The 23,879-nt window shown below is 64.1% G+C and carries 21 protein-coding genes and 1 pseudogene; 7 read left to right on the forward strand and 15 right to left on the reverse strand.

All coding sequences use genetic code 11. From position 1 onward, the window contains the following. Window positions 1-79 precede the first annotated feature (79 nt). Entirely contained in the window at window positions 80-1,207 is a 1,128-nt protein-coding gene (locus HU772_RS10745) for an HNH endonuclease (protein WP_186661686.1), read from the reverse strand. Window positions 1,208-1,679: 472 nt separating this feature from the next. Between HU772_RS10745 and HU772_RS10750 the strand changes: the two genes are divergently transcribed. Further along, on the forward strand, window positions 1,680-1,916 hold the full coding sequence (locus HU772_RS10750) for a hypothetical protein (RefSeq protein WP_028688843.1): 237 nt from the start codon (window positions 1,680-1,682) through the stop codon (window positions 1,914-1,916). 76 nt (window positions 1,917-1,992) lie between these two features. Beyond that, a complete protein-coding gene (locus tag HU772_RS10755; protein ID WP_186661687.1) occupies window positions 1,993-2,301 on the forward strand; it encodes a DUF3077 domain-containing protein in 309 nt (102 codons plus the stop codon). A gap of 137 nt (window positions 2,302-2,438) precedes the next feature. Here the strand turns inward: HU772_RS10755 and HU772_RS10760 are convergent, their stop codons facing one another. Both HU772_RS10760 and HU772_RS10765 read right to left on the reverse strand, forming a co-directional pair. Continuing rightward, the gene (locus HU772_RS10760; RefSeq protein ID WP_186661688.1) at window positions 2,439-2,828 is read right to left on the reverse strand and encodes a hypothetical protein; all 390 of its coding nucleotides are present in this window, start codon (window positions 2,826-2,828) and stop codon (window positions 2,439-2,441) included. Next, window positions 2,825-3,388 carry a hypothetical protein gene (locus HU772_RS10765; RefSeq protein WP_186661689.1) on the reverse strand — a complete coding sequence of 188 codons (564 nt, stop codon included), beginning with the start codon at window positions 3,386-3,388 and terminating at the stop codon, window positions 2,825-2,827. Before HU772_RS10765 ends, HU772_RS10760 begins: the two co-directional genes overlap by 4 nt. A gap of 433 nt (window positions 3,389-3,821) precedes the next feature. Here HU772_RS10765 and HU772_RS10770 point away from each other — a divergent pair, with 433 nt between their 5' ends. After that, a complete protein-coding gene (locus HU772_RS10770) occupies window positions 3,822-4,793 on the forward strand; it encodes an IS110 family RNA-guided transposase (RefSeq protein WP_217858722.1) in 972 nt (323 codons plus the stop codon). A gap of 41 nt (window positions 4,794-4,834) precedes the next feature. Here the strand turns inward: HU772_RS10770 and HU772_RS10775 are convergent, their stop codons facing one another. The 8 genes and pseudogenes from HU772_RS10775 to HU772_RS10810 form a co-directional block, all read right to left on the reverse strand. Then, window positions 4,835-5,779 (reverse strand): carbohydrate kinase family protein, encoded by a 945-nt coding sequence (locus tag HU772_RS10775; RefSeq protein WP_186662424.1) that lies wholly within the window; start codon window positions 5,777-5,779, stop codon window positions 4,835-4,837. Window positions 5,780-5,820: 41 nt separating this feature from the next. Then, window positions 5,821-7,312, reverse strand: a pseudogene (xylB, locus tag HU772_RS10780) (xylulokinase). A 16-nt stretch (window positions 7,313-7,328) separates the two neighbouring features. Further along, window positions 7,329-8,804 carry a mannitol dehydrogenase family protein gene (locus tag HU772_RS10785; RefSeq protein ID WP_186662423.1) on the reverse strand — a complete coding sequence of 492 codons (1,476 nt, stop codon included), beginning with the start codon at window positions 8,802-8,804 and terminating at the stop codon, window positions 7,329-7,331. 10 nt (window positions 8,805-8,814) lie between these two features. Continuing rightward, window positions 8,815-9,927 (reverse strand): ABC transporter ATP-binding protein, encoded by a 1,113-nt coding sequence (locus HU772_RS10790; protein WP_186662422.1) that lies wholly within the window; start codon window positions 9,925-9,927, stop codon window positions 8,815-8,817. Between the two features lie 165 nt (window positions 9,928-10,092). After that, entirely contained in the window at window positions 10,093-10,926 is an 834-nt protein-coding gene (locus HU772_RS10795) for a carbohydrate ABC transporter permease (protein WP_011533227.1), read from the reverse strand. Window positions 10,927-10,936: 10 nt separating this feature from the next. Further along, window positions 10,937-11,860, reverse strand: coding sequence for a carbohydrate ABC transporter permease (locus tag HU772_RS10800; RefSeq protein ID WP_186662421.1), 924 nt, complete (start codon window positions 11,858-11,860; stop codon window positions 10,937-10,939). Between the two features lie 70 nt (window positions 11,861-11,930). After that, window positions 11,931-13,241, reverse strand: coding sequence for an ABC transporter substrate-binding protein (locus HU772_RS10805; protein ID WP_186662420.1), 1,311 nt, complete (start codon window positions 13,239-13,241; stop codon window positions 11,931-11,933). Window positions 13,242-13,512: 271 nt separating this feature from the next. Next, the gene (locus HU772_RS10810) at window positions 13,513-14,418 is read right to left on the reverse strand and encodes an AraC family transcriptional regulator (RefSeq protein ID WP_186662419.1); all 906 of its coding nucleotides are present in this window, start codon (window positions 14,416-14,418) and stop codon (window positions 13,513-13,515) included. A 317-nt stretch (window positions 14,419-14,735) separates the two neighbouring features. Between HU772_RS10810 and HU772_RS10815 the strand changes: the two genes are divergently transcribed. After that, complete coding sequence (locus HU772_RS10815; RefSeq protein WP_186662418.1) at window positions 14,736-15,038, forward strand: DUF3077 domain-containing protein; 303 nt, start codon at window positions 14,736-14,738, stop codon at window positions 15,036-15,038. Window positions 15,039-15,117: 79 nt separating this feature from the next. On the opposite strand, the gene HU772_RS10820 is transcribed toward HU772_RS10815, so the two are convergent. Then, on the reverse strand, window positions 15,118-15,882 hold the full coding sequence (locus HU772_RS10820; protein ID WP_186662417.1) for a hypothetical protein: 765 nt from the start codon (window positions 15,880-15,882) through the stop codon (window positions 15,118-15,120). Between the two features lie 63 nt (window positions 15,883-15,945). Continuing rightward, window positions 15,946-17,223: a bifunctional O-acetylhomoserine aminocarboxypropyltransferase/cysteine synthase gene (locus HU772_RS10825; protein ID WP_186662416.1), complete on the reverse strand. Its 1,278-nt coding sequence runs from the start codon at window positions 17,221-17,223 to the stop codon at window positions 15,946-15,948. Window positions 17,224-17,444: 221 nt separating this feature from the next. Here HU772_RS10825 and HU772_RS10830 point away from each other — a divergent pair, with 221 nt between their 5' ends. Together HU772_RS10830 and HU772_RS10835 are read left to right on the forward strand one after the other, a co-directional pair. Continuing rightward, window positions 17,445-17,882 carry a hypothetical protein gene (locus tag HU772_RS10830; RefSeq protein WP_186662415.1) on the forward strand — a complete coding sequence of 146 codons (438 nt, stop codon included), beginning with the start codon at window positions 17,445-17,447 and terminating at the stop codon, window positions 17,880-17,882. A 27-nt stretch (window positions 17,883-17,909) separates the two neighbouring features. After that, the gene (locus HU772_RS10835; RefSeq protein WP_186662414.1) at window positions 17,910-18,338 is read left to right on the forward strand and encodes a PaaI family thioesterase; all 429 of its coding nucleotides are present in this window, start codon (window positions 17,910-17,912) and stop codon (window positions 18,336-18,338) included. 27 nt (window positions 18,339-18,365) lie between these two features. Here HU772_RS10835 and HU772_RS10840 read toward each other — a convergent pair whose 3' ends face one another. Both HU772_RS10840 and HU772_RS10845 read right to left on the reverse strand, forming a co-directional pair. Beyond that, window positions 18,366-19,307: an SCO family protein gene (locus HU772_RS10840; protein WP_186662413.1), complete on the reverse strand. Its 942-nt coding sequence runs from the start codon at window positions 19,305-19,307 to the stop codon at window positions 18,366-18,368. Window positions 19,308-19,421: 114 nt separating this feature from the next. Continuing rightward, window positions 19,422-22,817, reverse strand: coding sequence for an Ig-like domain-containing protein (locus HU772_RS10845; protein ID WP_186662412.1), 3,396 nt, complete (start codon window positions 22,815-22,817; stop codon window positions 19,422-19,424). Between the two features lie 244 nt (window positions 22,818-23,061). Between HU772_RS10845 and HU772_RS10850 the strand changes: the two genes are divergently transcribed. Further along, entirely contained in the window at window positions 23,062-23,808 is a 747-nt protein-coding gene (locus HU772_RS10850) for a sulfite exporter TauE/SafE family protein (protein ID WP_186662411.1), read from the forward strand. The last annotated feature ends 71 nt before the right edge of the window (window positions 23,809-23,879 follow it).

The raw sequence follows: 23,879 nt of genomic DNA on the forward strand, positions 1-23,879 counted from the left end.
CCAGAGCACCCTGTAGCCATAGGGTCAAGATCCTCCCTAGGTTAGCATTTGTAGATGATGCCATGATGATGTCGTGGTCTCAATGCATGCCAGCCTCAGCTCTGTAGTGGTCAACTCGGCCTTCAATTGCTTTAAGTCGCAGCTTCAACTGCTCGTTAAGCAACATTCCGTGCACGCCTGAGTGAATCTCGCGATGGCAGGACGGGCAGACAGCACCTACGTATCGAGGGTGGTCGAGGCCTCCGTCGGAGAGCCGATTTACATGATGCGGTTCGAGGTACGGGGATCCATCCTTCTTAATGAAGGGGGCTGGTTTTTCACAGCTTTCACATAAGCCTTTGGCACGCATGAGGACGTAGTGAGCGACCTTTCGGCTGCGCTGGTAAATTTTGCGTTGCGCTGATTGGCCCATTGCATTCGTTACCGGCTTGCAGGCAGCCAGTGCGGCTATCCGAGCAGCCGTTGACGAATCTGCGAGTTCGACCTCTGCCTCTAACTCAGTTTCGATGTTCAGCTCTGGACTACCCACAGGTACCAATCTGAATACAAGAGCAGTGCGGTCCTCGCCATCAACATCCGGCTGGGTTCGTTCAAAGACGTCGGCGCAGCAGAACTCACCTATGTAGCGATTACCTTTTCCTTTACCGAGCGATGTGAACAGATGAAGCGCACGACCTGTCTCAGCATGCTCAGCGACAGCTCTATTGCCTCGGTTCAATGTCATAGGCCCACGCTGCCCCTCACCGGTGTAGAGAAACGCACCGTTCTCCCAGCGGTCGGCATAGCCGTATTGTTCGCCACTATCACCTGTAAACAAGAAAATCACTGGGTGGGTAGCGGATGCCGCTATGCCGCTCTGCCGGCTACCCCCGAATGGCCCGTTGATTTCAGTCACGCGATCGTAAATGGCCCCAGGCTCGAACTGCAGGACTGGTTCTAGACCAGTGCTTTGCAGCTCGATAATGGTAAACCCACGCTTTTCTAAATAGCGGTTTGTGAGGTGTCCGCCAGGGAATTGGCCCACTGCGATACCGGTAGCCAAGGAGACTATTTTCTTTGCTGGGTACGATGTACCCCCTACAGCAATCGCGTAGCGGTGGGCAGGGTTCGTCTCCCAACCATGCCACTCTCGTCTTCCTCTAAAGTCGCGGTCAAATTCCAGCAAAGCCTCGTCAATACGTTCCTTCGATACAGCTTTGATCGCCACGTGCGCTGCCCTTTGTCGCCGATGTTTGTAGGAAATTTCCCCATCGTCGCCAAAGTGATCAAACGGTTCAAGAAAAACTGGCAAAGCGCCACTGCGATCGTAGCGTCCGCGCGCGAGTTCGTATGCGTATCAGGTCCATATTCGTTGTGGCAGCAGGCGTGCCCAGGGTCTACGGAATCGGATTTTCCCTCTTCTCTGTAGTCCGTTTCCGAAACATACTTCTACCCCCTTACAGCCCGTTGCAGCCGCTGCATCACCCATCTAGTCTCGCCAAGTCGCTGCCAATTCAGCGACCGGTTTTGACAGACCGGGAAGATAGTAACGCGCGTGCATGGCCGTCTATGGTGGCTGTACGTGGGGCACTTCGGTGCGCCGGTTTCCTATTTTCCCGGTCTGTCAACCCGCGTACAGCTGCCACCTTTCTGTTTGACAGCAGAGAACGGTAGCTCCATTTGAAAATAGGAGCTCTACCATGCTGAAAATAGTCCCCGATCCACCCCTACACGACAAATACACCACCCACACCCTCGAAGACCTCCTGGTCCAGATCTCCGAGTACCTCGTCTGCGCCCTGACCGTCAGCCAGCAGACCGTCCTGCTCCACGCCAAACCCCCAGGTCAGGTCCTGACCCTCGCCGCCATGCACGAAATCGACAGCGCCCGCACCTTGGTGGAGGTGGCGCTGAGCCGCGTGCAATCCCGGCACTGACCTGGCGAGCCTGGGCTCGCACTGGATGTTCACCGATCAGGCCCCGCGCCGTTCGCGGGGCCGCAGGAGGAATGGTATGGATAAGGAATTGCAAATCCCGCGCATCAAGAAACTCGCCACCACCGGCGTCGGGCATTTTGGCGAAGGCGCGCAGGTGAGTGTGCAAGACCCGCTGTTCCGCGTGGTGGCGGGGCATCCGCTGGACCATGCGGTGGAGCAGGCGACCGTGCTGATGTGTGCGGTGCACATGATCAGTGATCTGGCGATGGTGGAGACTGATCATCTGCCTACGCTGCTGACGGCGGTGCATTACCTCAGTGGCATGGCCAAGGCGTTGGCCCAGGATGTGAATCATGGGTTGATGGTTGTGCGGGGGGCTGAGTAGGGGAGGGTATCTGGCTGGGGGCTTGGTTGTCTGGGCGGGCGCTATCGCGGGGCAAGCCCGCTCCCACGAGTCCGCGCCTGCGAGCCCGATTCCTCGAACCCGGTCCCACAGGGCTGCTCCCGCGTTTCGGATAGCCGTTATGGCGCCAGGTTCACGCCGTTACAGCGGCCCTTGGTGGAGAAATCGTTGATCTGCCGGGCCTTGTTCACCGACATCAGGATCGTACAGCCGCCAGGATGGGCCACGTCGTCCCAGTAGTTGGTATGGACCATCACGTTGCCTTGCATCTCGGCGGTGCTGCCGACCACCTCCTTTTGCACGTAGGTGGTATCGCGGTACCAGCCCAACTGCACCCCGCCGCCATCGGGCAGCGGCTCCATGCGCATGGGCGGGCCGAAGAAGTCGATGGCCTGCTTGGCGTCGCGCCCTTGCCATTGGTTGCCCGCCATCAGCTCCGACAGAGTCGGGATGCAGCCGGCCAGCGCCGGCAATAACAGGCCAAGGACCAGCAGAGGGCGTGTGTTCATCGTGGGGTGTTCGCCAGCATGTCGTCCAGCTCCTGCACCGCCTGGCTGTTGGCCTGCACGCCAATCAACTGGATGAACATGGCCTGGATGGTGGCGACCATTTTCGCCGTCGGCATCTTGCCGATCGACAGCATCTGGTTGCGTGCGCGGTTGTCGGGGGCGCAGACGAAGGCGAAGGTGCGCTGCAGCCAGTAGTCCTTTGGTGCGACCCAGTCTTTGGCGTTGGTTTTCACATCGCGCACGGCGCCGTCGAAGCGACGTATCGCCCGGGCGCTGTCCAGGCGGATCTGGCGCTGTTTGCATTTGACCTGCACCTCGTAGGCGGCGAGGGTCGGGAAGGCCGGGTCTTCGAACAGCTGCATGACCTGGGCCGATTGCACGCCACCGGGCTTTTGCAGGATGCCGGCGGCATCGGCGACGTAGACCTCGTTGTGCAGGCGTTCGCCTTTGCCGTAGATGATCCAGTAGTCGCCTGAGGCGGGTGCGGCGAGGGCCGGGGTGCTGCAGGTGAGGGCCAGGATGGCCAGCCATTGGCAGAGGGGTGGAAGTTTGTGACCCATGGCGTCCTTTCCTGGTTTTTGTAATTCAGAAGGGACTATACGAGCGCTGGGTGAGTAGGGTCGATTAGGGCGGTTGTGCTAATGGCTAAAGGCCTGTAACACGTTGAGGCAATAATGGTGGGTGAGGTCGGGATTGTGGTTTGAGCGAAAATCGCTGGGACCGCTTTGCGGTCCTTTCGCGACGCAAGGCCGCTCCTTGTATCTCGACTTTCGCCTCCCTAGAGGCGAAAGTTCTCGACTGATCATCGAGGGAAGGCCTTGAAGCAGAGCCGCTCCAAGGGCATCAAGCCCGCACTGTAGATAACGCTCTGGTCTTCCAACCCCACTCGACGAGTTCGAACGGTATCTAGTGCCCGCCCCCGGCGTGAGCACGCATTAACAAGGTTGAACTGAGTGTAGGGTGATCGACTTTCGTAGTTTGAAGGAGGAGATCATGTCCGTCTTTGTTGGCGTTGATGTCGCCAAAAAATCTTTCGACATTGCCATCCCGCTCCCCAATGGCAAGATGCGCACCAAAGCCAAGCTGTCCAATGATCCTGGAGGGTTCAGGCAGTTTAGCGACTGGCTTGAGCGCCATGCTGAACCAGGCGCCTGGATTGTTATGGAGGCTACAGGCATCTATCACGAAGCGCTGGCCGAGCACTGTCACAACCAAGGTTATCGGGTGTGCATTCTGAACCCGGCGGTGATTGCGAAATTCGCTGACGTGGAGCTTCGGCGCGTCAAAACAGATAAGGCTGACGCCAAAGTCATTGCTGCCTATGGCCAACAAAAGGCTGTCTCGCTTCGCCAGTGGGAGCCTGAGCCCCCTGCGCAGCGCCGCTTGCGTGCTCTGGTGCGGCGACTGGACGACCTCAAGGAAATGCGCCAGATGGAGCAGAATCGTTTGGATGTCGCACTAGATGCGGTACAGCAGTCGATTCAAGACGTAATCGGGCACATCAACGAAGAGCTGGAAAAGACCAGGAAGGCCATCGAGCAGACGATCGATGATGATCCAGACCTGCGCAAGCGACGTGAGCTGATTACCTCGATTGATGGTTTGGGTGACACCACTGCTACGTTGCTGCTCGCCGAACTGGGCGATCCACTGAAATACCAAAGCCCTTCTGCGATTGTCGCGTTTTCAGGCTTAAACCCAGTGGTGCAGCAATCGGGAGAGTTCATAGGTAAGAGCACTATTTCGCGTACAGGCGCCTCAAGGCTGCGTGCAGGCTTGTGGATGTCAGGCACTGTCTCAATCAGACATAACCCTGTTGTGAAGGAACTGGCAGAGCGGTTGAGCAGCCGGCACAAAGCTTACAAACAGATCGTCTGCGCGGCGATGCGCAAGCTGCTGCACCTGGTTTACGGGGTGGTGAAGTCGGGGATACCGTTTGACCCCAAAATCCCTCTTGCGGGGTGAGGGTCAAGACGGTATCTACAGGGGGCGGCGTTTGGGTTGGGTTAGGCGATAGGTGGCAGCTCATGCTCGAAGGGCAGGTTTGGGCCTGTTCGCGAGCAGGTGATTGCTGCGGCATGGATTGCGTAGGCGAGGATTGCATCGATGGTTTTATGGGGGAGCGTCGCTATCGCGGCCGGGCTGTCTGCACCGAGGCGAGCCAAGTAGGCGAGCACGGCGGCTTGGAAGGTGTCACCGGCGCCGACGGTGTCGCATACCGGCAACGAGGTATCTGCTGGGCGCTGCCATGAGCCATGTGCGCAATGCACGCTGGCACCATCCGCCCCATGAGTAATGAAAACCAGTCGGCAGCGCTCGTTTAGCCAGCCTTGAGCCACGTCACGGGTCTCCCGGCCTGGGTAGAGCAGGGCGATGTCTTCCTCACTGGCCTTGATCACATGCGCATACCCAGCAAACGCTTCCACCTGCCGCCGCCACAGCGCCACATCCGGCTGCGGATTCAGCCGCACATTCGGATCCAGGCTGATCAGCCGCCGGTCCCGCTCGCGCTCCACCAGCGCCATCAGCGTATCGGCCACGGGCTTCACCACCAGGGTGTACGAACCCACATGGATTCCCCGCACACGCTCATCCAGCTCCGGCAAATGCGCCAGCGTCACCTGCCGATCCGCACAGCCTTCACCGCGAAACTGATACTGCGCCGAGCCATTGGCATCCAGCCCGACCATGGCCAAGGTGGTCGGTGCATCGCTGGTTACCACATAGCGGCAGTCCACCCGTTCCTCTTCCAGTACCCGGCGCAGCCGGGCACCGAGGTAGTCGCTGGACAACCCGCCGAACAACGCCGATTCCACGCCCAACCGGCGCAGGCCGACGGCCACGTTGAACGGCGACCCGCCGGCAATCGCGGTAAACCCCAGCTCGCTGCTGCGGTTGCTGTTTTCCAGGCTGAACACATCGAACAGGGCCTCGCCACACACCAGGTACATGCAGTTCTCCAGAACGATAGATAAGGGAAGGATACCCGCACTCAGCGTGCAGGCAGTTGTTCCCGGTAGCGTTGATAGGCGACCTCGTACTCGGCCTGTTGCGCCGGGCGGGGCAGGGTTCGGGTGCTTTCGTCGAGGGCGACGCAGCGTTTGCACAGGGTTTCGAGGCTGTCGCCCTGGCCCAGCTGGCGGCCGAGGCTCCAGGCGGCCTGGATCGCGGCGCCCAGGGCGGCGGCTTCGGTCTGTTGGGGGCACACCACTGGCAGGCCGAGCAGGTCGGCCAGTGTCTGGCGCCATAGCGGGCTTTTCGCCGCGCCGCCGACCAGGCGGATTTCGCTGCCTGGCAGGCCGCTGGCGCGCAGCAGGTCGAGGCCGTAGCGCAGGCTGAAGTAGGTGCCTTCGAGCACGGCGCGGCAGAGGTTGGCGCGGGTCAGGTTGGCGCTGGTCATGCCGTGCAGGCTGGCCGTGGCTTCGGGCAATGCGGGTACGCGCTCGCCGTCGAAGAAGGGCAGCATCAGCAGGCCGTCGGCGCCGATTGGGGGCTTGGGCGGCGAGCTCAGTGAAACGCTCGAGGTCGAGCTCCAGCAGGTCGCGCACCAGGGCGCAGGCGCTGGTGAGGTTCATGGTGCAGATCAGCGGCAGCCAGCCGCCGCTGGAGGCGCAGAAGGTCGCCACTTCGCCCTGGGCGCTGACGTGGGGCTGGTCGGCGTGGGCGGCCAGGGTGCCGGAGGTGCCGAGGCTCAGGGTGATCATGCCGGGGGCGATATTGCCGGTGCCGATGGCGCCGAGCATGTTGTCGCCGCCGCCCGTGGCCACCCAGGTCTGCGGGCTCAGGCCGAGGGCCGTGGCGGCCTGTTCGCGCAAGGTGCCGATGCAATCGCCGGATTCGAGCAACTCAGGCAGTGCGGCCAAAAGACGCTCGCCCGGCTCGATGTGTTGAAGGACATCGGGTGCCCAGGATCGTCGGCGCACGTCGTAGTAGCCGGTGCCGGAGGCGTCGCCGGGTTCCGTGCAGGCGCGACCGGTCAGCCAGTAGTTCAGGTAGTCGTGGGGCAGCAGGAGATGGGCGAGGCGGGCGAACAGCTCGGGATGATGGTGCTTGGTCCACAGCAATTTGGACAGGGTATAGCCCGGCGCGATCACCAGCCCGAGGCGTTCGAGCGAGCCGTGGGCGCCACCGAGGGCATCGAGCAGTGCCTGGTTCTCGGGCGCGCTCTCGGTGTCGCACCAGAGCTTGGCCGGGCGCAGCACCTGGCCCTGGGCGTCGAGCATCACCAGGCCGTGTTGCTGGCCGGACACCGCCAGCGCGCGGATCGCGTGGCCATCCACACCGGCGTCACACAATGCAGCGGCCACCGCCGCTCGCAAGGCATCCAGCCAGTCGGCGGGGTCCTGTTCACGCCGGCCGTCACGGCCCTGGGGCGGGGCGTGGGCGGCGCTGCCCAGGCCAAGCACCTGGCCGCTGCCGGCGTCCAGCACCAGGGCCTTGGTGCCCTGGGTGCCGCAGTCGATGCCGAGGAACAATCCGTCCATTTCGAAACACTCCGTATCAGTCACCGAGGACCTGGCGCAGGGTTTCACCCACGCCGACTTCGCGCAAGCTGTCGTACAGGCGCTCGAAGGCGCTGACGAAAGCCTTGGACGCAGGGATGGCGCTGCCGAAGATCGCCTCGTCGCCCAGCACCCGGGCGGCCAGGCCGTCGCGCTGCACCACCCGGGCCTGGCAGTCGGCGGCGCGGGGGTCGGGGATGCTGTAGCGGGTGCCGTGTTCGTCTTCGCCGCGCAGGTACAGGGCCCAGGCGGCCACCACCAGGGCCACGCGCTCCAGCGGCTTGCCGTCGGCGATCAGGCGGCTGGCGGTGGGCACGATGAACTTGGGGAACTTCGACGAGCCGTCGGAGCACACGCGCTCCAGCTGGTCGGCGATGGCGCGGTTGGCGAAGCGTTCGCTGAGGCTTTGCTTGTAGCGCTCAAGATCGATGCCGGGCACCGGGGCCAGTTGCGGGGTCACGTCCTGGTCCATGAAGGTGTGCATGTAGCGGCGCAGCAGCGGGTCGGCGAGGGTTTCGTGGACGAAGCGGTAGCCTTGCAGGAAGCCCAGGTAGGTGAGGGCCAGGTGGCTGCCGTTGAGCAGCTTGATCTTCATCTCTTCATACGGGGTGACGTCGCGGGTGAACTGCACGCCGACTTTCTCCCAGGCCGGGCGGCCCGCGACGAAGTCATCTTCCACCACCCACTGCAAAAACGGCTCGCACACCACCGGCCAGGCATCGTCGACGCCGTGGCGTTCGCGCAGTTGCTGGCGGTGGGCGGGGCTGGTCATCGGGGTGATGCGGTCGACCATGGCGTTGGGGAAGCTGACGTGGCTGGCGATCCAGCTGGCCAGGTCGGGGTCGAGGCGCTGGGCGAAGGCCAACAGGGCCTTGCGGGCGACGTCGCCGTTGTGCGGGAGGTTGTCGCAGGACATCACGGTGAACGGGCCGGTGCCGGCTTCGCGGCGGCGGCGCAGGGCTTCGCAGAGGTAGCCGAAGACGCTTTGCGGGGTTTGTGGGTTGGCCAGGTCGTGCTGGATTTGCGGCAGGTCGGCGCGGAACTCGCCGGTGCTGTCGTCGATGCAGTAGCCGCCTTCGGTGATGGTAAGCGAGACGATGCGGATATTGGGCTCGGCCAGTTTGGCCAGCAGCGGTTCGGCGCCGTCCTCGGCCAGCAGCATGCCGTTGATGGCGGCGATTGCGCGTACCTTGGTGTCGGGCTGGTCGCCCAGTTCGAACAGGGTGTAGAGGTGATCCTGGCCGGCCAGGGCGTCGCGCATGGCGCGGTCTTCGCTGCGCAAGCCGACGCCGCAGATGGCCCAGTCGAGGCCTTCGCCGCAGTTCATCAGGGCGTCGGTGTAGGCGGCTTGGTGGGCGCGGTGGAAGCCGCCGACGCCGATGTGGACGATGCCCTGGCGCAATTGGGTTGGGTTGTAGGTAGGGCGAGCGACAGTAGGCGGTAGTTGGCCGAGGTTGTGCTGGTTCAGTTTCATCCTGGAGTCCTTAGGCCGCTTGTTGCAGGCGTTTGTCGAGGGCCTGGCCGTTGCTGTCGAACAGGTGGCAATGGGCGGGATCGAAGGTCAGTTCCAGCGCCTCGCCAAAGGCTGGTGCGAAATCCCCGCGCACTCGCACGGTGAGCATTTCCCCGGAGGCGGCGCGCATATGGCAGTAACTGTCGCTGCCCAGGCGCTCACTCACATCGGCAGTCACCTGCAGCGAGCCTTGGGTACCTTGCCCGGCGCGATCAATGTTCAGATGCTCAGGACGAATCCCCAGGGTCACCTGGCTACCGGTGTGCAACTCCCCCGCGCACAACGGCAAGGCGATACGGGCACCGCACTCAAGCGCGACCTCGCACTGGTTGCCCTGGTTGCGGCTCAGGTGCCCACGCAAGAAGCCCATCTTCGGCGTCCCCAGAAACCCCGCTACAAACAGATTGGCCGGATGGTGATACAGCTCCAGCGGCGAACCAACCTGCTCGATGCGCCCGCCGTTGAGCACCACCACCTTGTCGGCCAGGGTCATCGCTTCGACCTGGTCGTGGGTCACGTAGATCATGGTCGCCGCCAACTCCTGGTGCAGGCGCGCCAGCTCCAGTCGCATCTGCACGCGCAGGGCGGCGTCGAGGTTGGACAGCGGTTCGTCGAACAGGAAGATCTTCGGATTGCGCACGATCGCCCGGCCGATCGCCACCCGCTGGCGCTGGCCGCCGGAGAGCTGGCGGGGCTTGCGTTCGAGCAGCGGTTGCAGCTCGAGGATGCGCGCGGCGTTGTCGACCTTGGCGGTGACCTCTTGCTTGCCGACGCCGGCCAGGTCCAGGGCGAACGACAGGTTCTTGCGCACGGTCATGTGTGGATACAGGGCGTAGGTCTGGAACACCATGGCCAGGTCGCGCTTGGCCGGGGCGGTGTCGGTGATGTCGGCGCCGTCGAGGGTGATGCTGCCGCTGCTGACTTCCTCGAGGCCGGCGATCAGGCGCAGCAGGGTGGACTTGCCGCAGCCGGAGGGGCCGACGAACACCACGAACTCGCGGTCGCGCACGTCCAGGTCGATGCCCTTGATGATGGCGTGGCCATCGAAGCCTTTGTGCAGGTTGCGGATTTTCAGGTCAGCCATGTCGAGTCACCTCAGTGGTGGCCAGGTTTTGAGGGGAGATCACAGTTCCCTGTGGGAGCGGGTTTACCCGCGAAGCAGGCGGCGCGGTGGATGGCACCGGCTTTGCCGGTGTTCGCGGGTAAACCCGCTCCCACAGGAGCAGTGGCACATATGAAGGGGCACGATTCATTTCACAGCCCCAAACGAAAGCCCGCGCACCAACTGCTTCTGGCTGATCCAGCCAAAGATCAGGATCGGCGCGCAGGCCAGGGTCGAGACGGCCGAGAGCTTGGCCCAGAACAGCCCTTCAGGGCTCGAATAGGAAGCCACCAACGCTGTCAACGGCGCGGCGGCGGACGAGGTCAGGTTCAGCGACCAGAACGCCTCGTTCCAGCACAGGATCAGCGACAGCAGCAAGGTCGAGGCCAGCCCGCCGCGGGCAATCGGCAGCAGCACGCGGACGATCTCCTGCCAGGTGCCGGCGCCGTCCAGCCGCGCGGCTTCGAGGATGTCCACGGGGATGTCCTTGAAGTAGGTGTACACCATCCACACCACGATCGGCAGGTTGATCAGGGTGTAGACGATGATCAGCGCCAGGCGCGAATCGAGCAGGCCGAACTGCTTGGCCAGCAGGTAGATCGGCATCAACACGCCCACCGGTGGCAGCATCTTGGTCGACAGCATCCACAGCAGCGTGCGCTTGGTGTGGCGGGTTTCGAAGAAGGCCATCGAGTAGGCCGCCGGCACCGCGATCAGCATGCACAGCAGGGTCGCCGAGAACGAGATCAGCACCGAGTTCCAGGCGTAGGCGAAGTAGTCGCTGCGCTCGTTGATGTGCAGGTAGTTCTCCAGCGTCGGCGCGAAGATGAATTGCGGCGGCGTGGCGAAGGCGTCCAGCTCGGTCTTGAAGCTGGTCAGCAGCATCCAGAAAATCGGGAAGAAGATCACCAGGGCGATGGCCCAGCACAACAGGCCGAGCAGCGCGTTCTTCAGGGTGCGGGTTTGCTTGAGTGTCAGCATGGCGGGCTCCTCAGCTGCGCGCGGTGAGGTTCTTGCCGATCATGCGAACCAGCACGATGGCGGCGATATTGGCGATCAGCACGGCGATCAGGCCTCCGGCCGAGGCCATGCCGACGTCGAACTGCAGCAGCGCCTGGTTGTAGATCAGGTAGGCGAGGTTGGTGGACTCGTAGCCCGGGCCGCCGCTGGTGGTGGTGAAGATCTCGGCGAATACCGAGAGCAAAAAGATCGTCTCGATCATCACCACCACGGCAATGGGCCGGGCCAGGTGCGGCAGGGTCAGGTGCCAGAAGATCGCCAAGGGGCCTGCGCCATCCAGGCGGGCGGCTTCCTTCTGTTCCTGGTCCAGCGACTGCATGGCGGTCATCAGGATCAGGATGGCGAACGGCAGCCACTGCCATGACACGATCAGGATGATCGACAGCAGCGGGTAGTGCGCCAGCCAGTCCACCGGTTGCGCGCCGAACAGGCGCCACACGGCGGCGAGAATCCCCGACACCGGGTGCAAGATCAGGTTCTTCCACAGCAGCGCGCTGACCGTGGGCATGATGAAGAACGGCGAGATCAGCAGCACCCGCACCACGCCACGGCCCCAGAATTCACCGGCCTCCAGCAGCGCGGCGATCAGCACGCCGAGCACCACGCTGATCGCCAGCACGCTGCCGACCAGGGTCAGGGTGTTGAGGGCGCCAGGCATGAAGCCGGCGTCGGTGACGAAGTAGCTGAAGTTCTCAAGGCCGACGAATGCGTTTTCGCCGGGGTACAGCAGGTTGTAGCGGATCAGCGAGAAATACAGGGTCATGCCCAGGGGCACGATCATCCACAACAGCAGCAGCGCCACCGAAGGGCTGACCAGGAACCAGCCGGGGCCGACGCGGCGTTTGCCGGGGCGCGCGGTGGCGAGGCTCGGGGTGTCGAGGGCCGAGGTATTCATGGCGACTCCGTGTGCAGCGCAAAGGGGTGGTCACCGCGCCTTGGTTCGGCGCGGTTGGCGGCGTGACGGGTTACTTGGGGTAACCGGCGCGTTTCATCTCGCGTTCGGTGGACTGCTGGGCCGAGGCCAGCACCTGGTCCACTTTCATCTGCCCGGTGAGGGCGGCGGCGAACAGCTTGCCGACCTGGGTGCCGATGGCCTGGAATTCGGGGATGGTCACCAGCTGGATGCCGACGTAGGGCACGGGCTTGAGGGTGGGATGGTTGGGGTCGACGCGTTTGAGCGATTCCAGCGTCACCTTGGCGAACGGCGCAGCGGCCAGGTACGCGTCGCTGTAGGTCGAGGCGCGGGTGCCCGGCGGCACGTTGGCCACGCCTTCCTGCTCGGCCACCAGCTTGCCGTAGGCCTCAGAGGTGGCCCAGGTGGCGAACGTCCTGGCGGCGGCCTTGGATTTGGAACTGGTGGGGATCGCCAGCGCCCAGGAATACAGCCAGGTGGCGCCCTTGTCGGTGACTTCCTTGGGCGCGAAGGTGAAGCCGACCTGGTCGGCGACCTTGCTCTGGGTCTTGTCGGTGACGAACGAGCCGGCGACGCTGGCATCGACCCACATCGCGCACTTGCCGCTGTTGAACAGCGCGAGGTTTTCGTTGAAGCCGTTGCTCGAGGCGCCGGGCGGGCCGTATTGCTTGAGGGTGTTCACATAGAAGTTCAGCGCGTTCTTCCACTCGCTGCCGCTGAACTCGGGTTTCCACTGCTCATCGAACCAGCGCGCGCCGAAGGCGTTGGCCACGGTGCCGATCAGCGCCATGTTCTCGCCCCAGCCGGCCTTGCCGCGCAGGCAGATGCCGTACTGGCCCTGGTCGGGGTGGTTGAGCTTGGCGGCGAACTCGCCGAGCTGGGTCCAGGTGGGTTGCTCGGGCATGCTCAGCCCGGCTTTTTCGAACAGGTCCTTGCGGTAGTAGGTGATCGAGGCTTCGGCGTAGAAGGGCAGGGCGTACAGCGTGCCGTTTGCCGACAGGCCGTTGCGCACCGAGGGGAATACGTCGTCGAGGTTGTAGTCGGCGGGCAGGTCGGTCATCGGTGCCAGCCAGCCCTTGGCGCCCCACAATGCGGCTTCATACATGCCGATGGTCAGCACATCGAACTGCCCGCCTTGGGTGGCGATGTCGGTGGTCAGGCGCTGGCGTAGCACGTTCTCTTCGAGCACCACCCACTTGAGCTGGATGTCCGGGTGCTGTTGCTCGAACACCTTGGCCAGGCGCTGCATGCGGATCATGTCGTTGTTGTTGACCGTGGCGATGGTCAGGGTCTCGGCGGCCTGGACGTGCAGCGGCAGGCTGAGGCAGGCGGCGGCCAGGCAGGCCTTGATCGAGTCGTTCATCGGTGAACTCCCTCGGGGATGACGTTATTGTTTTTGTGTCGCTCGCGGTGGATTACACCGTTGTGCGACGACGACGACAAAGCCTCGCCTGCACCTTGACTGATACTTTTTTGCAGTTGGCTTGGGGGTGTGCATTCCCCTGTGGAGCGGCCTTGTGTCGCGAAAGGGCCGCGCAGCGGCCCCGGCGATTGATGCGTTAACGCCGAAACCCTGGGTCTGCTGCGCAGCCCTTTCGCGACACAAGGCCGCTCCAGGAGATTGCGTATGACGTTCAGGCGCGGTTCTGCTCGGTCAGCCGCTGGGTCACCAGGCTGCGGTAGTCGGAGGGCGTCATGCCCTTGAGCTGCAGGAAACGCCGGTTGAAGTTCGATAGGTTGCTGAACCCCGACTCGAAACACACCTCGGTCACCGGCAGCTCGCCCTTGGCCAGCAGCTCGCACGACTTGCTCACCCGCAGCCGATTGACGAACTCGACAAAGCCACGCCCGGCGGCCTGCTTGAAGAAGCGCGAAAAGTAGGTGGGGGTCATCCCCAGGTGCTCGGCGACTTCGTTCTGGCTCAGGTCCTGGGCGTAATGCTGGAAGATGTAGTCCACCGCCCGATTGATGCGCTCGACGTTGTGCTCGTCGGCCAGCTGCGAGGAGGTGACGGTGGACAGCAGCTGGTAGTCGTCACAGGCGGCCAGCTGCTCCATGAGGATAAAAAAGTATCCCAGGCGGGTCATGCCACGGCTGTCGGCGATGCGTTGCAGCAGCTGGCGGCTCTCGCGGATCAGCGTCGGATCGCGAAACTCGATGCCATAGCGCGCTCGGGCCAGCAGCGGGGCAAGTTGGGTAAGTTCGGAGAACACCTGGCCGCCGTCCTCGAGCACTTCGTCGGTGAAGTTGACCAGCATGTCGCGCTTGCCCACCACCTCGTCGGGGCCAACCTGGCTGATCCAGTTGTGCGGCAGGTTGGGGCCGGTGAGGAACAGCGTGTCGGGGGCGAAGTTGCCGATGTAGTCGCCGATGAACACCTTGCCGGCGCTGGCGACGATCAGGTGCAGCTCGTATTCCTTGTGGAAATGCCAGCGCACCAGCGGGCTGGGGAAGCCGTGTTGGCGGTAGATCAGCGAAGCGCCTTCGTGGTCGTCCATCAACTCGTAGGACGGGTCGGTGACTTTGCTCGTTCTGGGCATCGCGCTGGCAGGCTCCGAGGGGCGAGGGGGCATCGTAACGCGAAGTCCGCGAGCCGGGCAGGGGGCGCGATGTGTTCCTACACCTCAGATTCTGTGGTTTTTGTAGTCCGATTCCTAAAGGCCATTTTCTCCCTGTTTGGCCATTGTGGCGGAGCGCCTGGCCGCTTTAGTCTCGCCCTGCCTGTCGCGGTCAGCGGTATGGGCAGCCAGGCTACTGGGCAGAGCACCACGCAAGGATCGCGTGGTCTGGCCTGGTCGGATATGGCGCTGATCGCGGTAGGTTCCTGGTTTTCCAACGGCATTGCAGGGGGGCGCAAGTGGACAAGGACGACTGGCCGAAAGGCCCGGGGCAACTGAAAATCATCAGCCTGGCGGCACACGCCGGGCGCCAGCCGATCCGCAACTGGGTGCAGGCGATACCGGGGTTGCCGACGCGGGCGGTGCTGCAGGAAACCGCCGTCATCCTCGGGGTCATCACCGGCCTCACGCAACAGGCGTTGGTCAAGCCGCGCGAGGCACAGACGCTGATGCGCGCCACGTACTACCTCAGTGGCATGGCCAAGGCGATGATCGATGGGCAACTGTCGGTGCTGCGGGGAGACAAGGGTGACTGTGAATGAAAAGCCGCTTTCGTGTACCCGAAAGCGGCTTTTCATTGCCGGTTGCGTAAAGCGCACGCGTGCCGCGAGCCTGTCTTTATCAAGCCTTGCGCAAGGCCGCGGCCAGTGCGACGGTCAATAGCACCGCCAGCACCATCGCCAGGGTAATTGTCGCGCCAATCCCCAGTGCTTCGAGCAGCGCCGCCACGGCCAGGTAGAACGCTATCACCCCCACCGCGCCAATCGCATTGCCCCGCACCATTGCCGCCATGCCCGCCCGGCCGCCCTGCACATGGGCGAATACCATCAATGGCCAGGCGATCACCGGGATCGGCGCGAGCATGCCGCTGGTGGCCGGTCCCAGCCAACTGGCCAGGCTGGTGGTGATCATCAGCAAGGCGGTGGCGGACACCATGCGCAGAGGGATTTCCCAGTAGCGGTGCCGCGGGCGGGCCAGGGTGTCGGGTTTTGGCTCGCGTGCGCTGGTGTGGATCAGCACACCGATCAGCAACAGTGCCACGGTGACCGACACATACAGGTTGCCCCAGTGGGTAAAGGCGTAGGCCGCCAGGCTGTAGAACAGCAATGCCAGCAGCACCGCAGGGGCCAGCCCGACCTTGCGCGTGGCGAGCACGTAGCAGGCATAGGTCGCCTGCACCGCCGCCAGGCCGCCCAGCGCGCCGGGCACCGCGCCCAGGGCGAACGCCGTGCCCTGTTCCAGGCTCAGGAAAGTCATCACCAGCCCAGAGGTGATCGGCAGGCCGGACAGCAGCCCGCCCAGCAGGCTGCCCCAGCGGCGAGCGGCGAGGGAGATGGCCCACATCAGCAGCGGGGTGACCAGCAGTTTCAGGTAAAGCAGGGTCATTGCGGGGGTATCCAGGCTTGCAGGGGGGCGCCCGCCGTCGGCATTGGGTAGGGCGCGGATGGATCAGCCGCGGCTGGCCTCCAGTGCCTGGGCCAGGTCGGCGATGATGTCGTCGCAGTGCTCGATGCCGATCGACAGGCGCACCATGTCCCGCGGCACACCGGCCTTTTCCAGCTCTTCATCGTTGAGCTGGCGGTGGGTGGTGGAGGCGGGGTGGCAGGCCAGCGACTTGGCGTCGCCGATATTGACCAGTCGCACCACCAGTTGCAATGCATCGATGAACCGCGCGCCGGCCGCCTGGCCGCCCTGGATACCGAACGAGAGGATCGATGCCGGCTTGCCGCCGGTGTAGCGTTGGGCCAGGGCGTGCTCGGGATGGTCTGGCAGGCCAGCGTATTTGACCCAGGCCACCTGTTCGTGTGCTTGCAGGTACTCGGCGACCTTGAGCGCGTTCTCGGTATGGCGCTGCATGCGCAGGGCCAGGGTTTCCAGGCCTTGCAGGATCAGGAAGGCATTGAAAGGCGACAGCGCGGCGCCAGTGTTGCGCAGCGGCACCACGCGGCAACGGCCAATGAACGCGGCGGGGCCGAAGGCTTCGGTGTAGGTCACGCCGTGGTAGGACGGGTCGGGCGTGTTGAGCAGGGCGAAGCGCGCCTTGTGCTCGGCCCAGGGGAACTTGCCCGAATCGATGACGATGCCGCCGATGCTGGTGCCGTGGCCGCCGATGTACTTGGTCAGCGAATGCACGACGATATCGGCGCCATGTTCGAACGGCCGGCACAGCACCGGGGTGGCCACGGTGTTGTCGACGATCAGCGGCACGCCATGGCGGTGGGCGGCCGCGGCCAGGGCGGCGATATCGACGATATTGCCGGCAGGGTTGCCGATGGACTCGCAGAACACCGCCTTGGTGCGTGGGTCGATCAGCGCTTCGAGGGCGGCGATATCGTCATGGGCGGCGAAACGGGTGTGGATGCCCATGCGCGGCAGGGTATGGGCCAGCAGGTTGTAGGTGCCGCCGTACAGCTTGGCCACCGAGACGATGTTGTCGCCGGCCTCGGCCACGGTCTGGATGGCATAGGTGATGGCCGCCATGCCCGAGGCCACCGCCAGCGCGCCAACCCCGCCTTCGAGGGCGGCCATGCGCTGTTCGAGCACGTCGTTGGTGGGGTTCATGATGCGCGAGTAGATGTTGCCGGCCACCTTGAGATCGAACAGGTCGGCGCCATGTTGGGTGTCGTCGAAGGCGAACGAGGTGGTCTGGTAGATCGGCACGGCCACGGCCTTGGTGGTCGGGTCGGGGCAGAAGCCCGCGTGCAGGGCAAGTGTTTCCAGCTTCATGCGGTCGTTCCTTGAGCGTGGGGTGGAAGCGTTCGAGCATGGAATGGGCCGCAGGCGTGGGTCAAGGCCTGGTGAGCGTGGATGTCGCCGCTGGCTAGCGCCCTGGCGATGCGGGCACCGTTGGAGGCCTGGTAGTTTTGCCAGTAGCCGCCCCTGGCAGCGCTGCGCGATTATCGTCCCGTGTGTTTCGCCTAGTGGACGGGCCTCTCAGGAGCCATGCCATGTCGACCATGATGCTCACCTCATCCGCCTTCTATGGTGCTGCGTTGTTCGTGGCGCTGGGGATTGCTGCGGTCTATTGCACACGTCGGCAGATCCTTCCCTACCACCGTGTCGCATTGGCTCGCAGCTGGCTCGACCTTGACCAGCGGCAACAGCTCCTGCTGCTGGCGTTGGTCCATTTGTTGGGCTGGGCCTGGGTCGCGATCGCCTTCGCCGGTTTCATCCTGTTGTATGCCTGGCTCTTGCAGCCGGACCAGCCTGGCCTGGTCATGGCGCTGCAGGCGTTGATCTTGCTGGGGACCGCCCCGGTGATCCACGTGTCCTCGCGAGTCAGGAGGGGCACAGGGGCTTCTCCACCGACCATTGTCAGCTGGATTGTCCTGGGGCTTAGCCTGGTGGGTTTCCTGTGCGCCTGGCCGGTCTGGGCCAATGCGTGAATCAAATGGGTGAAGGAGGGCAAAGCCATGGAGCGTGATAACCCGTTCTGGAGAGTCGTCAGGGGCCAGTTGCCGCAGCCCAATGCCGCCAAGCTGCTGGGGTGGCGTTTCGTTGACTATCGAGAGGATCTGCGACAGATCGAAGTCGAATACGAGGCCTCTTCCTCGCTTACCAATCCACTGGGGTATATCCAGGGCGGAATGTTGACGGCGATGCTCGATGACTGCATGGGGCCTGCTATCTACGCCATGCTTGGGTGGGAACAGGTGGCGCTAACAACGCGGATGACCACGCGCTTCTTGAACCCTGCGTTACCTGGTCGCATCCTGGGCTGCGCCAGGCTGATTCGACGCGGGCCAAAGGGCTGGTACACCAGCGGCCAACTGATGGATGCCAAGCGCAATGTGCTGGTAACAGGTAGTGCGCGCTTCAAGGTGTTCGAACTGCCGCGCTGAAGATGAGGCCGGGTCGTCATGGGACTCTCAGCGCCCGTTAAGCCGCGTGGTCTCTTCTTCCAGGTATCCCAGCAAGGCGGCCACCTCGGTCTCTCCCAACCGCATGTTCGGCATCGCCAATTGGTTGTATTGCTCATACAGCAGCATGGCCAGAGGGTCCTTCTCCGCCAGCATCCGGTCTGGCTCTTTCAACCAGCGCGTCAGCCAATGCGCATCGCGCTGCCGGGTCACCCCCAGCAGATCCGGCCCCAGCCCACGGGTGATCCCAGGCTCGGCATCGCCCAGGGTATGGCACGACGAACAGCGGGTGCGAAACAGCTGTTCCCCGGTACTGGGCGGGCGAATGACCGGGGCCTCGGCCTCGGCCTGGGCATTGGCCTGTTTCCAATTGTGCAGGCTGTTGGCCAGGCGGTCGGCAAGGATGTAGGGGCTTTCGAACGGCGAGGCCTTCATCCAGCGGCCGGTGGCCTGGTTGCCGATGATCAGACTGAGGTTGTGGTCCTTGCTGCGGCCGTTCTCCAGGCCTTCGATGTACAAGCCGAGGCTGCGGCGCAGTTGCTCGATATCGGCGGCCTCGCCGGTGAGCAAGGTCCAGCCGGGGCCGATGGCGAACTTCTGCGCGTAGCGCTTGAGGGTGGCGGGGGTGTCGTTGTAGGGGTCGATGCTGATCGAGTAGAAGAAGATGTCCTGGCCGACGCGTTCGCCCAGCAGTTTCTGCACTTGGCGCAGGCGCGCGGTCTCCACCGGGCAGGAGTCGCCGCAGCCGGTGAAGATGAAGTTGATGGCCACCACCTTGTCCTTGATCAGGTCGTCGAAGAAGCGCACGTGGTCACCGTCCTGGGTGAGCAGGGGGATATTGGGGAAGTAGTCCGCCCCCCAGGGAGTGGCTTGCGCGAGGGTGGGCGGCAGGGAGCAGGGCAGGCTCAGGCTGAGCAGCACCAGGCACAACAGGCGCAGGACGCGGGGCATGGTCTGACCCTCTTGGAGGTGTTGGGCTGGCCTGTGGCGGATGGCACTGGCCTTGCCGGTGTTCGCGGCTGAAGCCGCTCCCACAGGGGCCGCGTGGCGGCCCCTTGGGTGATTTCACTTGATGCTGACCGGCACGGTCACGCTCTGGCCCAGTGCCGATTTCACCGTCACCGACGGCGGCGACGCCGGGCCACTGCCGGTGGTGGTCACCGACAGCCGCCAGCGCGCGCCACTGCCGCTGGCGCTCAAGGTGGCACTGCCCAGGTCCAGCGGGCCGCTGGTGGTGTTGGTGGTCACGCGGATGCTGTTGCCGTTGTAGACCGTGGTGGTGCCGGCGATGTCCCAGGTCCAGCGGCTGTTGCTGCGCAGCTGCACGCTGGCGCTGCTGACCTGGATCTCGTCCATCGGCAGGGCCGGCGACACCGCGATGCTGACCGTAGCCGGAGCCAGCGACTCCAGGCCTTTGGCGTCGCGGGCGGCATAGGTGAAGCTGGCGGTGAACGGGCTGGCGACCGTGGCCGGCGGGGTGTAGGTCACCTGGGTGCCATTGCTGCTGGTCACGCCCTGGCCGGAGTCAGGCTGGGCCAGGCTGCTGACCGTCAGCGGCAAGTTGCCGTCGGGGTCGGTATCGTTGGCCAGCACATTGAGCACGACCGGTTTGCCCGCGCTGGTGGCGGCGCTGTCATTGACCGCCACCGGTGGCTTGTTGCTGTCGTTGCCTGAGCCGTTACCGGCGGTGCGGAAGGTCGGCAGGGCAGCGGAGTTGACATACTTCACCCCATCCCAGCCGGGCAGTGGGGTCGGCATCAGCTGGAACTGCCCGGGGTGCTCCAGGTCCCAGCGCAGCAGCATCGAGGTGTCTTCATGCTGGGTGTTGTGGCAGTGCTCCATGTAGGTACCGGCGAACTCGCGGAAGCGGATGGCCATTTCCACTTCTTCCGAGGAGTCGGCATCCGGGCCGATGCGGTAGACGTCCTTGCGTGCCCATTTCTCCCACTCAGGCGGTGCCTTGCCATCGCGGCTGAGGATCACGCCTTCCTCAAAGTGCACATGCACCGGGTGGCTCCAGCCGTTGCCGCCGTTCTTGATCTTCCACACCTCGAGGGTGCCGTCGCCGCTGAAGCCGCCATTGGTGGCTTCGTTGGCCAGTTGCGGGGCGGCGCTGATGCGCCGTGGGTCCATGCTGTAGCCGAAGCCGCCATCGGTCTTGATGGTCCAGGGCGCGCTGTCGGTGCCGTCGGAGCGGCCGAACAGGAACTCGCGGTGGCGCGCGGCCTTGATCCTGGCCTGGTCGCTGCTGCTGGTGCGGTCGATCGGCAGCGGGATCATCACCAGGCCGGCCGCCTTGCCGGGCTTGGCGGGCTCGTACAGCGCCGGGTTCATGCTGACATCCTGGCCGCTGTAGGGCTGCACGATCAGTTGCAGGAACTTGCCCACCACTGGATCGCCGCCATCCCATTCCGGGCCCTTGCTGGTCTGTTTGATCACCGCCTTGTACTTCTCCGAGAGCACGTCGGCCAGGGCGATGGCCTGTTTCGGGCCTTTGCCGGTCTCATGCTCCATGAGGTTGACGAAGTACAGCTTGTCGCCGACCGAGATGCCGTTCCTGGCGAAGTTGATGATGATGTCGTAGCGCTCGGCGATGCCTTGCAACGGCAGGATGGCGTTGTTGTCCTGCAGGTCGCCATTGCCGTTGAGGTCCAGGGTGCCGTCGAACGGCACGGCGTGCTCCATGATGTTGCCGTCGTTGGCGATCATGTGGAACGGCACGCGGTTGTAGGACAGGTTGGAGCCGGCCGGGCCTTTGAACTCACCCGCATTGCCGGCCACTTCGCGGACCACGGCGAACTTGAAGTAGCGTGATACCGAGCCGTTGAGGATGCGGAAGCGGTAGCTGCGCGCGCGCACTTTCAGCTTGGGCTGGTACTGCCAGTTGACCAGGATCTGGTCACCGAGGAAGCCGTCGGTGTTGAACGGGTTGAACCACAGTTGGCCGCTGGCGTCCCAGGCCTTGTCGGCCACCACCAGGTTGACGTCGTAGTCGCGGTTGCCCCAGGGCATGGCGCTGCCGCTGGGCAAACGCAGGTTGACGCCATCCTGCAGCGCCTCGTTGCCACGGTCGATGGCCGAGTAGTAGTTCATCATCACCGCGTTGCCCTTGTAGACGTTCTGCGCGGTGAAATCGAGCATGTGGTCGTGGAACCAGTGGGTGCTCATGGTTTCGCGCCAGTCGCCGCGGATCTTGATGCTGCCGTTCTCGCAGGTCTTCAGGCCCGGCGAGGCGTCGTTGACGAACAGGGTTTCGCCCGGCGAGCAGGGGAAGGCGGCGCGTGGGTCCTGGGCGCGGGTATTGATGGTGTCGTAGCCGGCCAGTTGGATCGGCCAGCGATAGTCGTAGTACTGGCCGGGGAAGAAGTAGGCGTTGGCGAAACCGTCGCTTTCGGCGGGCGAATGGCCGTTGTGCTCGTGGGTGGAGATGGTGTGCAGGCCGAAGCCGTTGTTGGCCGAGGGATCGATAGGCAGGGCGTTGTAGTGGCGCATCAGCACCGGCTGGCCATAGCGCACCATCAGCAGCTTGACCGGGAAGGTGCCGTCGAAGGTCCATAGCGCCTTGTGGTTCTGCAGCGGCATCTTCGGGTGGAAGCGGGTGTCGATGCCCTTGGTGGTGCCCAGGGTGGTGGGGATGTCGGAGGTCTGGTAGTACAGGCCGCCGGGGGCGAATTCGCCCTTGGCGTAGTTGTGCAGCTGCTTGCGGTCACGCAGGCCCTGATTGATGCGCGCGCCGGCCTGGGCGGTCTTGAACGCGGCCTGCGGATAGAACTCGTTCCAGCGCTGGTGCGACCAGCCCTTTCCTGGCGGCCGGCCTTCGGCGGGCGAGCCGACGCCGCTGCGGTTGAGGAACATCTCGATCTGCGCCTTCCACGGGTTGCGGTCGAGCACGTTGGCATACTGCGATGGGAACGGCGTCAGCCCCGGCTGGGTGAGGAAGGCTTCCAGGGCGTTGCCGTTGGGGCTGCTGCGCGCGGCGTAGTCGGGGTCTTGCGCGGGCGCGGCGCCGATCACCGGGGGCGGGAAGCTCAACGAGTAGGGCGGGGTGGTCGGGTCGAGTTTTTCCGGGCCGAACTCTTCGAACAGCAGCAACTGCTGGGTGAACGGCTCGGCGCCGAACAACGGGCTGGGCTTGCCGTTGGTGGGGTACTTGCGCGAGGTCTGCAAGGTGGGCGGCAATACATTGTTGCTGGTCACCGTGGCGCGATCGCCATAGACGCCGTTGCTCAGCTCCAGCGACCCCTCGTTGGCCTCGGGCATCGATTTCAAGGCCTCCAGCGCTGCAGCGGCATCCACCGGGTTGGCGGGTAGGTCGCTGTAGGCCGACGGGTCGGTGGGCGGTGGTTGGCTCACGTCGTCGAGCGACCCGGCGACCGCGCTGGCCAGCCCGAGGCTGAGCAGCAAGACGCTGAGAGCGGACAACCTGAACACCGGGAGGGATGCTGTCGTTGCGTTGTTCATTGCCGTATGCCCCGTGTTGTGCAGACTGGCATCTGGGCCACCGGTGGAGGTGGCAATGTGCCTTGGAGGGGCTTGAGCAACGGCTGTGCCAACGGATAACTGGCGAAAAGCCACGTGTTTCAAGATGTTGCAAAGATGCGAAAGAGGAGCACTTCGGTGTTTGCCGCAAAGCTGGGGATAGACACCCAGTGCTGGGTGGGGAATGCTTCCCACACGCCACCACGGTCACTTGCAGGGAGCTGCCATGGATCCGCTCTACCTCATTGCCCTCGGCGCCATCGTCGCCGGATTTGTCCAGGGCTTGTCGGGCTTTGCCTTCGGCATGGTGGCCATGTCGTTCTGGGCGTGGGGGCTGGAGCCGCAAGTGGCAGCGGTGCTCACGGTGTTTGGCAGCCTCACCGGCCAGCTGATCGCGGTGTTCAGCGTGCGCCGGGGCTTCAGCTGGGCATTGCTGTGGCCGTTCGTGCTGGGTGGGCTGGCGGGGATCCCGCTGGGGGTCTGGGTATTGCCGTACCTGGACATGCTCTGGTTCAAGGCGGTGTTCGGCGCCCTGCTGGTGGTGTGGTGCCCGCTGATGCTGCTGGCGCCACGCCTGCCGCGCCTGCGGGGTGGGCGCCTGGCCGATGGCGCGGTGGGCATGGTTGGCGGCGTGCTGGGGGGCATTGGCGGCTTTACCGGCACCGTGCCGACCTTGTGGTGCACCTTGCGCGGATTCGAGCGCGACACCCAACGGGCGGTGATCCAGAACTTCAACCTGTCGATGCTGGCAGTGACCATGTTGACCTACCTGGGCAGCGGGCTGGTCACCCGGGCATTGTTGCCGTGGTTCGCGGTGGTGGCGCTGGCGATGCTGCTGCCAGCGGTGCTGGGCACGCGGTTGTACCTGGGCATCAGCGAGCTGGCGTTCCGGCGGATTGTGCTGGGGCTGCTGACGCTGTCCGGGGTGGCGATGCTGCTGGTGGCGGTGCCGGGGTTGCTGGCGCGAGGCTGACCGCCAGCTCCACGCGCATTGACGCCACGCAGCGCCTGGGGGAGGCTAGCCGTTTTCCCAGGCAATGAGGC

Source organism: Pseudomonas xantholysinigenes (assembly GCF_014268885.2).
Classification (GTDB): Bacteria; Pseudomonadota; Gammaproteobacteria; order Pseudomonadales; family Pseudomonadaceae; genus Aquipseudomonas; species Aquipseudomonas xantholysinigenes.

What these genes read in the sequence shown, in the direction of transcription:
- HU772_RS10765 (WP_186661689.1), bottom strand. Translation starts at nt 3,388, where the DNA reads ATGGGTCACAAACTTCCACCCCTCTGCCAATGGCTGGCCATCCTGGCC.
- HU772_RS10850 (WP_186662411.1), top strand. Translation starts at nt 23,062, where the DNA reads ATGGATCCGCTCTACCTCATTGCCCTCGGCGCCATCGTCGCCGGATTT.
- HU772_RS10750 (WP_028688843.1), top strand. Translation starts at nt 1,680, where the DNA reads ATGCTGAAAATAGTCCCCGATCCACCCCTACACGACAAATACACCACC.
- HU772_RS10810 (WP_186662419.1), bottom strand. Translation starts at nt 14,418, where the DNA reads ATGCCCAGAACGAGCAAAGTCACCGACCCGTCCTACGAGTTGATGGAC.
- HU772_RS10760 (WP_186661688.1), bottom strand. Translation starts at nt 2,828, where the DNA reads ATGAACACACGCCCTCTGCTGGTCCTTGGCCTGTTATTGCCGGCGCTG.
- HU772_RS10775 (WP_186662424.1), bottom strand. Translation starts at nt 5,779, where the DNA reads ATGTACCTGGTGTGTGGCGAGGCCCTGTTCGATGTGTTCAGCCTGGAA.
- HU772_RS10840 (WP_186662413.1), bottom strand. Translation starts at nt 19,307, where the DNA reads ATGCCCCGCGTCCTGCGCCTGTTGTGCCTGGTGCTGCTCAGCCTGAGC.
- HU772_RS10835 (WP_186662414.1), top strand. Translation starts at nt 17,910, where the DNA reads ATGGAGCGTGATAACCCGTTCTGGAGAGTCGTCAGGGGCCAGTTGCCG.
- HU772_RS10805 (WP_186662420.1), bottom strand. Translation starts at nt 13,241, where the DNA reads ATGAACGACTCGATCAAGGCCTGCCTGGCCGCCGCCTGCCTCAGCCTG.
- HU772_RS10785 (WP_186662423.1), bottom strand. Translation starts at nt 8,804, where the DNA reads ATGAAACTGAACCAGCACAACCTCGGCCAACTACCGCCTACTGTCGCT.
- HU772_RS10800 (WP_186662421.1), bottom strand. Translation starts at nt 11,860, where the DNA reads ATGAATACCTCGGCCCTCGACACCCCGAGCCTCGCCACCGCGCGCCCC.
- HU772_RS10770 (WP_217858722.1), top strand. Translation starts at nt 3,822, where the DNA reads ATGTCCGTCTTTGTTGGCGTTGATGTCGCCAAAAAATCTTTCGACATT.
- HU772_RS10830 (WP_186662415.1), top strand. Translation starts at nt 17,445, where the DNA reads ATGTCGACCATGATGCTCACCTCATCCGCCTTCTATGGTGCTGCGTTG.
- HU772_RS10825 (WP_186662416.1), bottom strand. Translation starts at nt 17,223, where the DNA reads ATGAAGCTGGAAACACTTGCCCTGCACGCGGGCTTCTGCCCCGACCCG.
- HU772_RS10790 (WP_186662422.1), bottom strand. Translation starts at nt 9,927, where the DNA reads ATGGCTGACCTGAAAATCCGCAACCTGCACAAAGGCTTCGATGGCCAC.
- HU772_RS10795 (WP_011533227.1), bottom strand. Translation starts at nt 10,926, where the DNA reads ATGCTGACACTCAAGCAAACCCGCACCCTGAAGAACGCGCTGCTCGGC.
- HU772_RS10845 (WP_186662412.1), bottom strand. Translation starts at nt 22,817, where the DNA reads ATGAACAACGCAACGACAGCATCCCTCCCGGTGTTCAGGTTGTCCGCT.
- HU772_RS10755 (WP_186661687.1), top strand. Translation starts at nt 1,993, where the DNA reads ATGGATAAGGAATTGCAAATCCCGCGCATCAAGAAACTCGCCACCACC.
- HU772_RS10820 (WP_186662417.1), bottom strand. Translation starts at nt 15,882, where the DNA reads ATGACCCTGCTTTACCTGAAACTGCTGGTCACCCCGCTGCTGATGTGG.